The following is a 14,695-nucleotide window of genomic DNA, read 5'->3' as shown; positions in this document are numbered from 1 at the left end:
CGTTCTATCTCCTTATGGGAGTGGTCCTTCTGCGCCTGCAGCATAAATAGGGGAGACAATGGTTCTATACGAAACAGCAGAAACACGAACACTTTTATCAGCAATAACTTTACTCCATAGCGCCCGGCGAGGGAGAGCAGGAATTAAGCGCATTCCAAAGAACTGAAGATGAGCAGTCAAGCTTCCGCCGGATAGTGAAGGAGCATCTTATACCCAGCAATTATAATTATAAGAAATACCTGCTTTGTAAACACGCTGAAAATGAGTCTGCCGCTGCGGCAGACTCGTTTTTATTAAATAGGAACTGTATTTTTAATATTCATTATCTCGTATTCATTTCTGCAGGTTTTGGACCTTTACGGATACCACGGTCCAAGTTATTGATAATTTCTATTTCATCGTCTGACAGCTCAAAATCAAAGACCTCAAAATTTTCTTTAATTCTTGAAGGAGTAACAGATTTAGGGATAACGATAGAGCCATTCTGCAGATGCCAGCGCAGAATTACCTGCGCTCCCGTTTTCTGGTGATCTTCTGCAATTCCCTGGACTACGGGATGGTTCAACACTTCTCCTCCCTGCATCAGGGGACTCCAGGCTTCTACATAAATATCATGTTTGTGGCAGAAGGTTTTCAACTCATTTTGAGCAAGAAAAGGATGACACTCCACTTGATTCAATACAGGTTTCACTTCGCATTCATCTAAAATTCTTTCAAGATGCTCAATATCGAAATTACATACACCGATTGCCTTCACTTTTCCATCTTTATAAAGTTTTTCCATCGCTTTGTAAGTGTCAACGTAATCGTCAAATTCAGGTGTCGGCCAGTGAATAAGATACAAATCTACGTAATCCAGCCCGAGTCGTTCAAGACTTTCCTCGAAGGCACGCAGTGTATTGTCATAGCCTTGATCTCCATTCCACACTTTTGTAGTAATAAAAAGCTCTTCTCGCGGAACATCGACTTCTTTGATTGCCCGGCCTACACCAGCTTCATTTTTATAAATCATTGCAGTATCAATAGAGCGGTAGCCTGTTTTTACAGCTTCTTTTACAGCTTCAGTAGCTTCTTCATCGCCTACCTGCCATACTCCAAATCCAAGCTGTGGCATCTGCAATCCATTATTTAAAGTTATATGCTTCATAAAAAACCGCCTCCTAATACGAATTTAACATCCTAAAGTATAACATAAATGCGCTTACAAAAAGAATTAAGAACGCTTATAAAAGTGCTGCAGCCATTAACTTGGCTACCTTGAAAATTCTACAGTTCGAGACGAGCTTTCGATCTTCACGCTATCTTTTTCCGCAGCATCTAAACCGTCCAGTATTCGTTTTGTGAATAAAAAGCTTGTAATAGAAACGACCCCTATCATATGTTTCACAGTGGAAAGAGCGAGACGGAAACCTGCCCGTGGCAGAACGAGCCGGGAAGATCCCGCCGCGAGGAATGCCCGGTGAAAGGTAAGCAGGGGAGCATCATGAACAAGCAGGCTTGCTAAAGAATATGATAAAATGAATAAGGCGAATACTAAAGGAGGATATTTTAATGATTTTTATTGATAACGAAAATATTCACGATCCGGGAATTAATTTAGCTCTAGAGGAATATGCACTGAAAAAACTTCCTGCAGACGAAACTTATCTGCTTTTTTACGTAAATGAACCGTGCATTATTATAGGGAAAAATCAAAATACACATGAGGAAATTAATAAACCTTTTGTAGACGAAAATAATATTAAAGTTGTGAGGCGTCTTTCCGGCGGGGGAGCAGTATATCAGGACCTTGGTAATCTCAGTTTCAGCTTTCTTACAAAAGATGATGGAGATAGTTTTTCCAACTATGCTAAATTCACAGAACCTGTAATAGAAGCACTGAGAGAACTTGGAATAGATGCGGAGCTCAGCGGCAGAAATGACATACATGTAGGTGAAAAGAAGATATCAGGGAATGCCCAGTATTCCACCAAAGGCAAAATGTTCAGCCATGGGACACTTTTAGTAGATGTTGAAATGGAAAACATTATGGATTCGCTGAATGTAAATGAAGAAAAAATTCGATCCAAAGGAATAAAGTCTGTGCGAAGCCGGGTAGCAAACATAAACGAACTAATTGATCGAGAGATAAACGTAGAAGAACTGAAGCAGATTATTTTAAGCTATGTATTTCAAGGAGAAGATATTCCTACTTACCGGTTTTCAAAAGAAGAATGGGAAGAAATTTATCAATTAGCTGAAAAGAGGTATAAAAACTGGGACTGGAACTACGGAAAATCTCCCAAGTTTGATGTTCGCCGCTCTAAAAGGTTTGAAGGAGCCGGCTCCATTGACGTAAGACTTGATGTGAAAAAAGGAATTATTCAGGATTGCAAAATATTTGGCGATTTTTTTGGTATTGGAGAAGTAGGGGAGATTGAAGAAAAGCTTCGAGGAGTTAAATATGAAAAAAATGCTATTCTTCAGGAAATCGAGGATATTGATATGAGTTATTATTTTGGTCCTGTTTCCAGAGAAGGGTTTATTGAACTGATCTATTAAAACACTGCCATTAGTGGTTAAACTCTCTAGTTATTAACACATAAATAAATGATAAAGAACAGGCTGATGGAAATAATATCAGCCTGTTTATGGAGAAAAGTTATTAACGAAGAAAAAGTGTTCGTATCTCTGGAGTTTCGTATAAAACCATTATCTCCCTTAATTATGCTGCAGTCGCAGATGAGCCGACTCCTGGAGGATTTAGTACGATTCTTATATCTTCCCAAGTGTTTTACTGGGAAGATATAGTAAGCATGCGTGAAGCCATGTCCCTCTTTTTAGGAGGCAGGTTCGCGGAAAGAGTTCCCTCCGGAAAGCGTACCTTTGAAGGGAAAGCATAAAATCGTATACTTATACAAAAAAATCACTTTTTCAATAGCCTGTTTTATGAGGGGAAAAATAGATTCTACTGCTCTACAGCAGCGGAAAGTGCTACGTGAACCATTTCATTAAAAGTTTCCTGGCGCTCCTGGGAGGAAGTTTCTTCGCCGGTTAAAATATGGTCACTTACCGTAAGAACGGAAAGTGCCTGCACTCCAAAACGTGCCGCAATTGTATATAAAGCAGATGTTTCCATTTCCACTGCAAGCACCTGGTGTGCAGCAAGCATAGGAATCAGGTTTTTATCTTCGTTGTAGAACACATCAGAAGTAAATACACTTCCTACATTTACTTTCAAACCTTGTGCCACAGCGCCATCGTAAGCTTGCTTCAACAATGTAAAGTCGGCTGTAGGAGCAAAATCAATCCCATTAAAATGATGTTTATTTACTCCTGAGTTTGTAGTGGCGCTCATAGCAATAATAACATCCCGAACCTTTACATCTTTTTGAATAGCTCCACATGTGCCTACGCGGATAAGTTTCTTTACATCATAGCTGTTTATTAATTCATGTGCGTATATTGAAATTGATGGAACTCCCATGCCAGTGCCCTGCACGGAGACACGTTCACCTTTGTAAGTACCCGTAAAACCGTACATTCCCCGTACATCGTTATACTGAGTTACATCTTCAAGAAAATTGTCAGCGATAAATTTTGCTCTTAATGGGTCTCCGGGTAAAAGAATAGCTTCTGCTATCTCTCCTTTGTCTGCTCCAATGTGTACACTCATATTTATCATCCTTCCTTTTTTAAATCCCTTATTAATTTATCATACCTTTACTGTAACGTGTATTAGTTTTATTTTACAATAGGAAATTGAGCCAATGAACATAGATATTTTAAAATAGAAAAGGATCTGCTGAAGCTGGGTTAAAGCAGGCTTGTACCAAAGAAATCCTTTTGCTGAATCTCTTCAGTATCCGGCACTTATTGTACTTTCTTTTCCGTAAGCTCTGTTAATGTTTATGGCTCTTACGCAAACCTAGTGAAAGTAAGGTTTATTTAACAAATTTTCTAACTTTAACCAAATAACTTTAGCTGTTCAAACCTTTACTCACAGCTTTTTGAGCACAAGAATAACTGAAAATTAATAACAAAAAAATAAAATCACTTTTTTCACGTAAGAGCCATGTTTATTGTTGATAGAAGGACACTTCACTGCAACTCGGCAGGCTTGCCGTGGACGAGCTCCTCAGCTTCCTCGCTGCGCTGCGGGATCTTCCCAGCTCGTTCTACCACAGGCGTCCGCCGGTTTCCGCTTCGTTCTTGCTTTGCAAAAGACAGAGATTGTTTCTTTCTCCAACTTTCCTATCCAAAAAAGCGAAGACAAGGCGATTTTTCAAGACGCCTGCGGAAAAAGAAAGCGTGAAGATCATCCCGGACGAAAGGAAGGGATAGCTGAAGGGTTTCTTCGCGGCAAGCGAAGAAAAAGGAGCCGCAGGCGTACTTTTTTTATATCAACACCAGGCTTTAACAGAGCTTTTCCGTAAAAGCCCGCCTCTTAAAAAGAATAGAGAGATTCTAAGTCCGGCTGGGCAGGTTAGCTGAGAAAATCGACTAAGGTGCACCAATAAATTCGGAAGCTGGAAAACTTATATTTCTATAAAAATATTATTTCAAAATACTGTTAAAAATAATTAACAAATCGTTTTACTTTCGCTGCAGTTTAAGTGACGCTTAAAAATGTAATTGCTGAACAATGAAGTTTTACCGTTTGCTCTTTAACAGATTTAATTTAGTCATGGGGTGCTGTTGAAAACTTTTTGAATAATTTCTTCTGTAGATAACGCAGGATTGCTTAATTTAATTAACTCAGCTTCAAATAGGATTGCTGAAAAAGATTTATCAGGAGATCTGCCTGCTTTTATCAAGTCTTTTCCTGTTACCCAGTCAGTAATCCGGCATCTGCGATAAAGATACTTCATTATAGACCAACGCAGCTTTTGATCTGTAAAAGCAACTGTAAATGCTGTAATTGCATTGACACTGTAAGCATGCAGCTCTATATGAAGTTCTTTTATGCTTTTATTTTTCCAGCGCTCAGGAGCATTAGTCTCTAACCATCCGGTCCATATATAAACAGTTTTTTCTTCGTTTTTATTCATGGCAAACGGAAGGATATCACTTAAATTCGTTTTATTCCGTGAAGCAAACTGCATCCAGTAGCTGATCCACTGCCGTTCTCCATATGATAAACTTTTAAATAATTTCTCATAAGCATAAAGCTGACGTATTCTCTTATTTATAACTTGGTGCGGTGCCGAGTACTGCAGCAGCTCTCTTTCAATATTAAAATTTAAAAGGCGCTGTGCTCCTTTACGTGGATCAGAATGGGTAAAAAGACGCGACAATTCATCAGAGAGCCTTTTATGGGAAACTGAACGGAGAAGATGCTGATTTTCTTCTGCGAGGTACTTTGTCTGCGGAGCCATCCTGAAATTAAAACGGGTTTCAAATCTAACTGCTCTAAGGATTCTCGTAGGATCCTCCACAAAGCTGAGATTATAGAGAATCTTTAATTTTTTTGCATAAATATCATCCAGTCCGTTAAAATAATCGGTTAGTTCCCCAAAAGTTTTTTCGTTGATTGATACAGCCAGTGCATTTACAGTAAAATCTCTCCGGTATAAATCTTCCTTTAAGGAAGAAGGCTCGACTTGAGGCAATGCGGCTGGAAAATCATAGTATTCTGTTCTTGCACTGGAGAGATCTACTTTTTCTCCGTCAGGATGCGTCCAGGTGGCCGTACGGAAGGCTTCATGTGCCTTTACTCTTCCACCGTAAGATTTTTGCAGCTCTTCTGCCAGATCAATCGCATCACCTTCTACTACGATATCAATATCCTTATTTGGAATATGAAGAAACATATCTCTTACAATACCACCAATTAAATAAGCTCTTGTACCGCGCTTATCTACGTTACGCTTTACAAGCTCCAATAAGTAAAGGACTTCGGCAGCTAAAGTATGCTGCATTGTTTTCGTAACCTGTCTTTTCACCGGCCTGCCATTCAATATTGTTTTTTCAGCAGCAGGAGCTCCGTGCATCGCCTGGATAATATCTGTTCGGGAGACTAGCCCGATAATTTTACCATCTTTCATTACAGGGAGCCGGCCAACCTGGTTGTCCATCATAATGTTACGGATGGTTTCCAGGTGTGCGTTTTCTTCTATCCATAAAGGGTTGCGCTGCATAAAACCTTTCACGGGTGCGTGGCCGAGTCCATGATGAATTGCTTTATCGATATCCCTTCTGGAGATCACTCCTATTAACTCTTCATTTTCCACTACTGGAAAGCCGCTGTGTCCGTAGCGGTATAGCATTTTAGAAGCAGTATCCACAGCTGTTTCCGGTGCAATGACTCTGACCGGTGTGCTCATTAAATCAGATGCCCGCTGTGCAGGAACTACGCTGCGCGGGAGTTCCTTTTCAATAAAGGATTTCACTTCTGAAATTGGTGTGTTTTTCATACTCGCTGATGCTGCCTGAGGATGACCGCCGCCCCCTAGTTCTGCCATGATAGGTCTGTAATCTATTTGTTCAGACTGCGCCCGGGAAGTGACGAATGTTTTATTACCCATTCTAACTAAAGAAATTACGCCGTCCACTCCAGAGATCTGTAAAAGTTTGCGGGTAATATGTGCTAAGTGTCCTGTATAGTGTTCCTGTTCATGCAGACACAGCATTATTTCAAGCCCATTGATAATTTTTACTTCACCATGTTCGAGCATCTGCTGAAAAAGCTGCTGCTGATCACTTGTTAAAGGGACTTCCCTGAATTGATCGACTACTTTTAAATTCGCTCCATTTCTCAGAAAAAAAGCACCTGCCTCCAGGTCTCTGGAAGTCGTGGTCGAAAGAGTGAAGGAATCGGTATCAGAGTAAATCCCTAAAGAAAACACTGTCGCTTCCAACGGAGTAATTTCTATTTTTTCCTTTTGTATTCGTTCAGATAATAAAGTAATTGTAGCTCCCACAGGTTCACACTCGTAAAATTCAACATCCGGTATTTCTTCGAGCTCATGATGATCATGAATAATAAGAGGAAGGTCCTTTAAAGATTCAGGGAGCTGGTGATCTAAAAAGGAAGTATCTACCAGAATTATTTTTTCAGCTTTACTCCAATCGCATTCATTAGCTTTTACAAAAGGAAAAACATTTTTATAAATAGTAATAAAATGTTCTACTTCAGATGTTATACGGGAGGGGAGTACCGGAGTTGCATTTGGATATAATTTTTTTGCCGCAATCATTGATGCTAAAGCATCGAAATCCAAATTATTATGAGAAAGGATAAAATTCATCAGAACACCTCATTTATAGACATTCAACCTGTATCTTCTGCTTGAATAGAGCAGGCTTCGAAATTTTGTTACAATAAAGAAAACGTGTGACAATATTATAGCATAGCAGTACGCACATAAATTTAATAAGGCGGCGATCAATATGAAGAAAAAAACCTATCAGCTGTTAATGGATTTAACCCATAATCCGTTATATGCTTCAGTATTAAAGCGTTCCGTGGAAAGCAGGCTGAGCCGATGGATCGTTCCATCTTTTGCTAAAACGTTTAAAATTAATGAAGAGGAAGCGGAAAAACAAATAAATGATTTTTATTCCCTGCAGGATTTTTTCACCAGACATCTGAAGGAGGGAAGCAGACCGGTCTCCATGCTTGAAAAAGCGGTAGTCAGCCCTGTGGATGGCAGTATGACTGCAGCAGGAGAAATTTCACCAGCACAGACGTTTGAAGTAAAAGGAATGATCCATGATCTGCATACGCTGCTGCGCCGTCCGGATAAAATAACAAGATATGCAGGGGGGAGCTATGGCATTTTTTATTTGTCTCCCCGAGAATATCACAGAATACATGCACCAGTTTCCGGTAAAGTGATTTCAAGATGGGCACTGGGGGAATTTTCTGAACCTGTTAATGATCTGGCTTTTCAATTCGGGGTCCAGCCACTCTCTTCTAATTACCGGCTTATTACAGAGATACAAACAGAAACAGGGAAAGTAGCTGTAGTGAAAATCGGGGCTTTAAATGTCAACAGTGTGCATTATGCACACCTTCACGATGAGATGCAGAAAGGAGAAGAGTTCGCTTACTTTGGATTTGGCTCCACAGTTATTTTACTATTCGAACCGGGAATGATTAAATGGACGAAAGAACAAGGAAGTGTTTTAAAGCAGGGAGAGGCTTTCTGTTTCTTAAAAAAGTAATTGAGAGTGTTTTATTACAGGCTACCTTGAAAATAAAAGTTCCGCTAAAAAGAAGTAATAATGCTGCTCCACTTTCGGAGAGGCTTACCCAAGGGCTTGTTCTCGACTAATTTCTCTCACAGGGCACGGTTTCCATCGATCCACAGACAGCAGGGCAGAGACCGCCATGCTGTCTTGAAGAACCAGGATCGATTCCGCTCGTGCTTCGTGACCTTCCAGAAGGACACTTGGATTCTCGAACGGCGCTCGTGCGTCCTCTCTTTCGTTACACAGCATTATTAATTTTCATACTTCATGGTGCAAAAATTTTGCATGAGTGTCTCTGTTATCGTTTATTATTGTTATCACAAGAAACTTTGCTTCAGTCCGGCAGGCTCGCTGTGGACGTCCTCGCTGCGCTGCGGGATCTTCCCAGCTCGTTCTTCCAGAGGCGCTGTGAACTTTTACCTCTTTAAACCGAAACAAATTATTGCTTAACTTCCGAGCTTTTTAGCGAAAGGAAGTATACTGCGGTTTTTACAATATATATCGATAAGTAGTAAATGCCGGGATAAAAACTTCCAGCGAAAATTCATGTTAAGCAGTGCAGCAGCAGAGTACATTTTACTTTTAGTTATTTATGAAACGTAAAAAAAATTTTAAAAAATTAATAATAATAGTTAGAAAAAAGCGCTGAGACAGGGAGTCCCTGTCTCAGCGCTTTTTTTGCATTTTATTTTGTAGCGTCTTTTTTCATAAAGGCTTTTAAATCGTCCTGCTGCGTCATAGAGGAAAGAGGCACTCCCGTCCTGTACGCAGCCCTTGAAATCATGAAGGCACCTACTGGTGCAGTTAAAAAGACAAACACAATTCCCAGCAGGAGCTTTCCGACGAATAAGTCGTGAATTACCAGGAAATAGAGGAAAGTTGCAAGAACGATTCCAATAACTCCCAACGTTGCGCTTTTCGTAGCTGCATGCAACCTTCCATACACATCTGGAAAACGCAGAATACCCACAGACCCTAAAAAGCTTAGAATACCTCCGAGCAGAAGAAAGATACTAATAATTACTTCAACGATCAATAACAACGCCTCCTTCCAAAAACTTCGCAAAGGAAACTGTACTGATAAAAGCAAGGATCGCAATTATTAGCAAAGCTTCAGAATAAAGAATAGTCTGCTGAACAATCATGATTACCCCAATAAAACCAATTAAATTTAATCCAATAGTATCAAGAGCTACCACTCTATCTGCCATAGAAGGCCCTTTGAGCAGCCGGATAATACATAAGAGCACGGAAACAGACAGAAGACCTAAAGTGATGTAACTAGCTAAGACAACCAATTATTCTGTCACCTCCAAAATAGCTCTTTCAAAACTTTCATGAATTTCCCGGATTGCTTCTTCTTTATCCGGAACATGGATAGAATGAATAAACAGTGTTTGACCGTCTTCCGAAAAATCCATAGTCAGCGTACCAGGTGTTAAAGAAATTAGGTTTGCCAGTAGAGTTTTTTCCCACTCACTCTTTAATTTCGTTGGTACGGCAATAATTCCGGGTTGAATATCCATTTTCGGTTTCACAATAATTTTAATAACATCGTAATTTGCCAGGATTAATTTGTAAATAAACAAACCTAGCAGCTTAACAAAAGCGATTACCCGACGGAAATAAAAAGATTCTCTCAGGAACCTCCTCATCAGCCACAGCATGCCCAAACCTACAATATAGCCAATAGCGAATGTAACTCCGCTGAAATTGTTCTGCAGGAGCATCCAGATAAACGCAATGACGATATTAATTAATATTTGAAATTGCATAAATTACTCCCCCAGTACAGAATCAATGTAAATTGATGGATCGAGCAGCTGATTGGCTACAGTTTCTGAGAATACAAATATTGGTTCTGCAAACAGTCCCATAGAAATAGTAAGTACTATTAAAGGAATGATCGGCATCAGCAGCGGCATCAGCTTGATATGCGCATAATCCTGCTTTTGCAAGCTTGGGGCACCCCAGAACACATAAATAAATATTTTCATCATAGAAAAGAGCGTTAATATCCCTACGAGTAAGGCTACAGCTACGATGAGATATCTTCCTTCTTCCACACCGGATAAAATCAGGGCAAACTTACTGAAAAAGCCACTTAAAGGCGGGATTCCTGCGAGGGAGACCGCAGCGATAAAGAACAGCCAGGCCAGCGCAGGGTGTGTCTTCAAAAGACCACTCATTTTCTTTAAGTCAGTAGTTCCCGTAATTTTTTGTGTAGCTCCGGCAAATAAGAAGAGCGCCGCTTTAACTACGATATGGTGGGCAATATAATAAATTGCGCCAGCAAGGGCTAATGGAGTAAATAATCCAAGACCCATCACCATATATCCTACCTGACTGATAATGTGGAATGATAAAATCCGTTTAAAATCAAATTGTGCAACTGCACCAAGTACACCGAAGAACATCGTTAATCCTGCGACCATTAAAATAATATTATGTGTAAAAGATATATCATGTACAAATATTAAAGTAAAGGAGCGGATGATTGCGTATATCCCGACTTTAGTCAGCAGCCCGCCAAATAGAGCGGCAATAGCAGCCGGCGGTCCAAAATAGGAGTTCGGAAGCCAGAAATAAAGTGGAAATAAACCACCTTTAATACTGAAAACAATTAACAGGAGTATTGCAGCTACATTTACTACGCCCTGCTGTTCCAACTCGGCGATCTGTACAGCAATATGTGCCATATTTAAAGTTCCTGTCAAAGAGTAAATATAAGCGATAGCAATTAAAAATAACCCTGAAGCGAAAATGTTAATAACTACATACTTATAAGATTCACGCAGCTGATATTTTGATCCTCCAAATACAATAAGAATAAATGAAGAAATCAGCATTACTTCAAAAAATACAAAAAGGTTAAACAAGTCCCCGGTCAGGAAAGAACCATTAACCCCGGTCAGCAGAAAAAAGTAAAACGGGTAAAAGAAAAACTTTTCCCGCTCTTTTGCTAACGTCTGAAAAGCAAAAAACAAACAAGTAACTCCGACTATGGCGGTTAAAAGCACCATAAGAGTAGAAAATAAATCTGCTACTAATACAATTCCAAATGGTGCAGACCAATTACCAAGTTCTATAGTTAATATTCCACCCTGATACACCGTATAGAGGAGGTGTACAGCGCTGATAAGCAGAATGAGTACTACTACAGCACTGGCGACTCTCTGCGCTTTAGGGTAGTTCCGAAAGAGAATAAGAAGCGTTCCAGCTATAAATGGGATAAGAACTGGAAGCAGTACAATATTATTCATCAGCATTACCTCTCAATTCTTCTAAATCATCTGTTCCATGGTCCTGGTAGGTTCTATAAGCAAGTACCAGCAGGAATGCTGTCATACCAAAACTTATTACAATTGCTGTTAAGATAACTGCCTGCGGCAGCGGGTCTGTATATGCATCCGCATTCTCCGTCAAGAGAGGCGGGGCACCTGTCTGCAGCCCGGACAGAGTTAATATAAGCAAATGGACGCCATGGGAAAGCATTACTACGCCAAACACTACCCGGAGAAGACTCCGTGTCAGAAAAAGATATGTGGCTACTGCAATTATAATCCCTGAAGTAAATATCATGAGTATTTCCATTATGAAACATCCTCTGCAATCGATAAAATTGTAAGGAGAGCCACAGCAACTACAACCATATAAATCCCCAGATCAAAGGGAAGAGCTGTAGTTAATTCAACTTCTCCCATTATTGGTACTTGATAATACTCAAAATACTGTGTTAGAAAAGCATCCCCAAATAAAAGGCTGTTCAGACCTGTCAAAATAGCTATGAGCAGTCCCCAGCCAATGATGGTCGTATAATCAAAGGGAATGACTTTTTTTATTTTATCTATATCAAAAGATACGTACAGCAGAATCAAAGCACCAGCCATCATCAGTCCCCCGATGAACCCGCCTCCGGGTGCATTGTGTCCTGCGAAAAATAGATAAATCGAAAAAGAGAGGACGATAAATGAAACAATCCTTGTTATGGTGTGGAACATCAGGAAGTTCGTCTTCATACATCCTCACCTTCCTTCATTTTGTGTTTAATCAGTGTAACTACTCCAAGTGCAGCAATTGCGAGTACGAGAACTTCGAGAAGTGTATCCAGTCCTCGGAAATCAACAAGAATAACGTTTACCATGTTATACCCGCCGGCTAACGTCTTTGAATTCTCAATAAAGTAATCGGAAATAGGAGTGATATCTGTTCCTTGATTAAGCGCATGAACAGAAAGCCCTGTTAATATTACTGCTCCTCCCACGGCAGCTGAAACGATTGCTTTCATACTGGTTGACCATATGTTCTTCGCTTCTTTTGTAATTTCAGGCAGATGACGGTAAGTAAGAAGGAATAATACTACCATCACCGTTTCTACCAGCAGCTGAGTAAGCGCCAGGTCCGGTGCTCTGAAAATCACAAAAAGTAAAGCAATTAAAAAGCCTACGACACCGAGTAACACAATATTCGTAATCCGGTGAGAAATGAAAGGCAGTGCAAGAGTTGAAGCAAGCAGCGCTGCTACAACCAGGATTACATAAAAAGGCACCGCAAGTTCATTTGAAAAATCAATCGCAAAAGCATCGTAGCGGAAGAAGGTCCAGAGCATAATACCGCTGATGAAAACAGCCATATATAAGAGATAATCTCTTAATCTTCCAGTCATCTGCATATTCGTTACATTCTGTGCCTGCACTACAAGCTGGTCCAGACCTAGATCATAAACAGCATTAAGAGGATCACGTTCTCGCTGGAAAAAGTACGACTCCTGCCACTTTTTCAAGTTCAAAGCAATAGCAAGACCAATAAGAACTACTGCAATTGTCATCAAGAGCTCGGTATTGATTCCATGCCAGTGATAAATATTCACATAGAACTGTTCTCCAACCGAAGTAAGACCAGGTAAAATAGACTGCATTGTCGGCTCTATCAGTGTATAGGCAAGTATATTTGGGAATAATCCGAAGATGATTACCAGACTTGCAAGAATGATAGGAGAAATTAACAATCCGATAGGTGCTTCATGTACATCTTCTTTATAATTTTCAGGTTTAAATTCACCTGTAAAAGTACGGGTGAAAATCATCATGCTGTAAACAAATGTAAATACACTTGCTATCCAGGCCACTACAGGAATGAAGAAGCCTAAAGTTTCCAAGTTAAATATATCCAGGCTCGCTACATTTAAAGATGCAGTAAAGAAAAGCTCTTTACTGAGGAAACCATTAAAAGGAGGCAGTCCTGCCATAGCAGCAAGACCAATCAGGGAAACCGTGAAAGTTATCGGCATGATTGCCATCAAACCGCCCAGCTTACGGACATCCCGCGTACCGGTTTCATGGTCAATGATCCCCACCACCATAAAGAGAGCACCTTTAAAAGTGGCATGGTTTATTAAATGGAAAACTGCAGCCATGATTGCCGTATAATAGATAGCTTCCGTTTCCACATAATCAAAATGAAGTGCTGCTGAGCCCATCCCGAGCAGGGACATAATTAAACCGAGCTGGCTGACTGTGGAAAAAGCTAAAATTCCTTTTAAATCAGTCTGCCGCACAGCAGAAATGGAACCCCATGTTAACGTAACTAAACCAAAGATAAGCACGATCCAGAACCATTCCACCGTAAGACCAAACACAGGCGTCATCCGGGCAACAAGATATATCCCGGCCTTTACCATTGTGGCTGAGTGTAAATAAGCACTTACCGGTGTAGGAGCTTCCATTGCATCGGGAAGCCAGATATGAAAAGGAAACTGGGCTGACTTTGTAAATGCGCCGAGCAGTATTAAAAGCATTGCAGGAAGAATTAATGGGTCCTGCACTACTACATCCGCCTGCGCAATAATTTCTCTAATACTGAAAGTACTGCCGGCAATCACATATAATAGAGAAAAGCCAGCCAGCATCGCAAATCCGCCGCTTACAGTAATCAGCATGGATTTTTGAGCGCCGTACCGGGATTTTTCCTTATGGAACCAATAGGCGATAAGCAGCGCGGAGGATAAGCTTGTAAGCTCCCAGAATACATATAGCACTATTAAGTTGTCTGAGAAAACTACACCAAGCATTGCGCCCATAAACATAAGCAGGTAGACGTAAAAGTTATTGAGCGGTTCGTCAACCTTGTTTTTAATATAGAAGATCGAATACAAAACTACGAGCGTCCCAATACCGGTGATTAATAAACCAAACAGAAGACTGAGACCGTCCAGATAAACACTGAAATTGATGCCTAAAGAAGGAACCCAGGGCACCGTATGTTCCACCGGTTCCAGCCCACCTCCGTTAATAGGGATGTATGTAGCAATGTAAATGAAAAGAATCAGTGGCAGCGGCAGTAAAAACCAGCCTGTGTGTACTGAGCGGAATTTATAGTAAAAGAATGGCATAAAAATAGCCATGATAAAAGGTGCCAAGACCACAAAATGAAGCAATGACAAAGCGAGAACCTCCTTTATAAATTTTAAATTAGTTGAATTTTCGTTAATTCCAGGTCAAGTCCATAATAGATTATAATA

The 14,695-nt window shown here is 40.3% G+C and carries 12 protein-coding genes; 2 read left to right on the top strand and 10 right to left on the bottom strand.

The window, feature by feature from the left end:
* Window positions 1-322: 322 nt before the first annotated feature.
* Window positions 323-1,147: an aldo/keto reductase gene (locus BLP92_RS04385; protein ID WP_090840919.1), complete on the bottom strand. Its 825-nt coding sequence runs from the start codon at window positions 1,145-1,147 to the stop codon at window positions 323-325.
* A gap of 404 nt (window positions 1,148-1,551) precedes the next feature.
* Between BLP92_RS04385 and lplA the strand changes: the two genes are divergently transcribed.
* The gene (gene lplA / locus BLP92_RS04380; RefSeq protein ID WP_090840917.1) at window positions 1,552-2,541 is read left to right on the top strand and encodes a lipoate--protein ligase; all 990 of its coding nucleotides are present in this window, start codon (window positions 1,552-1,554) and stop codon (window positions 2,539-2,541) included.
* Between the two features lie 406 nt (window positions 2,542-2,947).
* On the opposite strand, the gene deoD is transcribed toward lplA, so the two are convergent.
* Window positions 2,948-3,655: a purine-nucleoside phosphorylase gene (gene deoD / locus BLP92_RS04375; protein WP_090840915.1), complete on the bottom strand. Its 708-nt coding sequence runs from the start codon at window positions 3,653-3,655 to the stop codon at window positions 2,948-2,950.
* 1,009 nt (window positions 3,656-4,664) lie between these two features.
* The gene (locus BLP92_RS04365; RefSeq protein WP_090840912.1) at window positions 4,665-7,229 is read right to left on the bottom strand and encodes a CBS domain-containing protein; all 2,565 of its coding nucleotides are present in this window, start codon (window positions 7,227-7,229) and stop codon (window positions 4,665-4,667) included.
* A 142-nt stretch (window positions 7,230-7,371) separates the two neighbouring features.
* On the opposite strand from BLP92_RS04365, the gene asd reads away from it, so the two are divergent.
* The gene (asd, locus tag BLP92_RS04360) at window positions 7,372-8,148 is read left to right on the top strand and encodes an archaetidylserine decarboxylase (RefSeq protein ID WP_090840910.1); all 777 of its coding nucleotides are present in this window, start codon (window positions 7,372-7,374) and stop codon (window positions 8,146-8,148) included.
* Between the two features lie 712 nt (window positions 8,149-8,860).
* Here the strand turns inward: asd and mnhG are convergent.
* The 7 genes from mnhG to BLP92_RS04320 are packed head-to-tail and all read right to left on the bottom strand — an operon-like array spanning window position 8,861 to window position 14,617.
* On the bottom strand, window positions 8,861-9,208 hold the full coding sequence (gene mnhG, locus BLP92_RS04350) for a monovalent cation/H(+) antiporter subunit G (protein WP_090841098.1): 348 nt from the start codon (window positions 9,206-9,208) through the stop codon (window positions 8,861-8,863).
* The gene (locus tag BLP92_RS04345; protein ID WP_090840906.1) at window positions 9,201-9,473 is read right to left on the bottom strand and encodes a Na(+)/H(+) antiporter subunit F1; all 273 of its coding nucleotides are present in this window, start codon (window positions 9,471-9,473) and stop codon (window positions 9,201-9,203) included. The genes mnhG and BLP92_RS04345 overlap by 8 nt, the downstream gene beginning before the upstream one ends.
* Complete coding sequence (locus BLP92_RS04340) at window positions 9,474-9,950, bottom strand: Na+/H+ antiporter subunit E (RefSeq protein WP_090840903.1); 477 nt, start codon at window positions 9,948-9,950, stop codon at window positions 9,474-9,476.
* A 3-nt stretch (window positions 9,951-9,953) separates the two neighbouring features.
* A complete protein-coding gene (locus BLP92_RS04335) occupies window positions 9,954-11,438 on the bottom strand; it encodes a Na+/H+ antiporter subunit D (protein WP_090840901.1) in 1,485 nt (494 codons plus the stop codon).
* On the bottom strand, window positions 11,431-11,769 hold the full coding sequence (locus BLP92_RS04330; RefSeq protein WP_090840899.1) for a Na(+)/H(+) antiporter subunit C: 339 nt from the start codon (window positions 11,767-11,769) through the stop codon (window positions 11,431-11,433). The genes BLP92_RS04335 and BLP92_RS04330 overlap by 8 nt, the downstream gene beginning before the upstream one ends.
* Window positions 11,769-12,194, bottom strand: coding sequence for a Na(+)/H(+) antiporter subunit B (locus BLP92_RS04325; RefSeq protein ID WP_090840897.1), 426 nt, complete (start codon window positions 12,192-12,194; stop codon window positions 11,769-11,771). The genes BLP92_RS04330 and BLP92_RS04325 overlap by 1 nt, the downstream gene beginning before the upstream one ends.
* Window positions 12,191-14,617 (bottom strand): Na+/H+ antiporter subunit A, encoded by a 2,427-nt coding sequence (locus BLP92_RS04320; protein ID WP_090840895.1) that lies wholly within the window; start codon window positions 14,615-14,617, stop codon window positions 12,191-12,193. The genes BLP92_RS04325 and BLP92_RS04320 overlap by 4 nt, the downstream gene beginning before the upstream one ends.
* Window positions 14,618-14,695: the final 78 nt, after the last annotated feature.

It is taken from the genome of Alkalicoccus daliensis (genome assembly GCF_900103955.1).
Classification (GTDB): Bacteria; Bacillota; Bacilli; order Bacillales; family Salisediminibacteriaceae; genus Alkalicoccus; species Alkalicoccus daliensis.
Note: the sequence above shows the minus strand (reverse complement) of the source record. Positions and strands in the feature narration are given on the sequence as shown.

Excerpts from the sequence above, each read along its gene's own strand:
- BLP92_RS04385 (WP_090840919.1), bottom strand. The coding sequence starts at position 1,147 with ATGAAGCATATAACTTTAAATAATGGATTGCAGATGCCACAGCTTGGA.
- lplA (WP_090840917.1), top strand. The coding sequence starts at position 1,552 with ATGATTTTTATTGATAACGAAAATATTCACGATCCGGGAATTAATTTA.
- deoD (WP_090840915.1), bottom strand. The coding sequence starts at position 3,655 with ATGAGTGTACACATTGGAGCAGACAAAGGAGAGATAGCAGAAGCTATT.
- BLP92_RS04365 (WP_090840912.1), bottom strand. The coding sequence starts at position 7,229 with ATGAATTTTATCCTTTCTCATAATAATTTGGATTTCGATGCTTTAGCA.
- asd (WP_090840910.1), top strand. The coding sequence starts at position 7,372 with ATGAAGAAAAAAACCTATCAGCTGTTAATGGATTTAACCCATAATCCG.
- BLP92_RS04340 (WP_090840903.1), bottom strand. The coding sequence starts at position 9,950 with ATGCAATTTCAAATATTAATTAATATCGTCATTGCGTTTATCTGGATG.
- BLP92_RS04335 (WP_090840901.1), bottom strand. The coding sequence starts at position 11,438 with ATGAATAATATTGTACTGCTTCCAGTTCTTATCCCATTTATAGCTGGA.
- BLP92_RS04330 (WP_090840899.1), bottom strand. The coding sequence starts at position 11,769 with ATGGAAATACTCATGATATTTACTTCAGGGATTATAATTGCAGTAGCC.
- BLP92_RS04325 (WP_090840897.1), bottom strand. The coding sequence starts at position 12,194 with ATGAAGACGAACTTCCTGATGTTCCACACCATAACAAGGATTGTTTCA.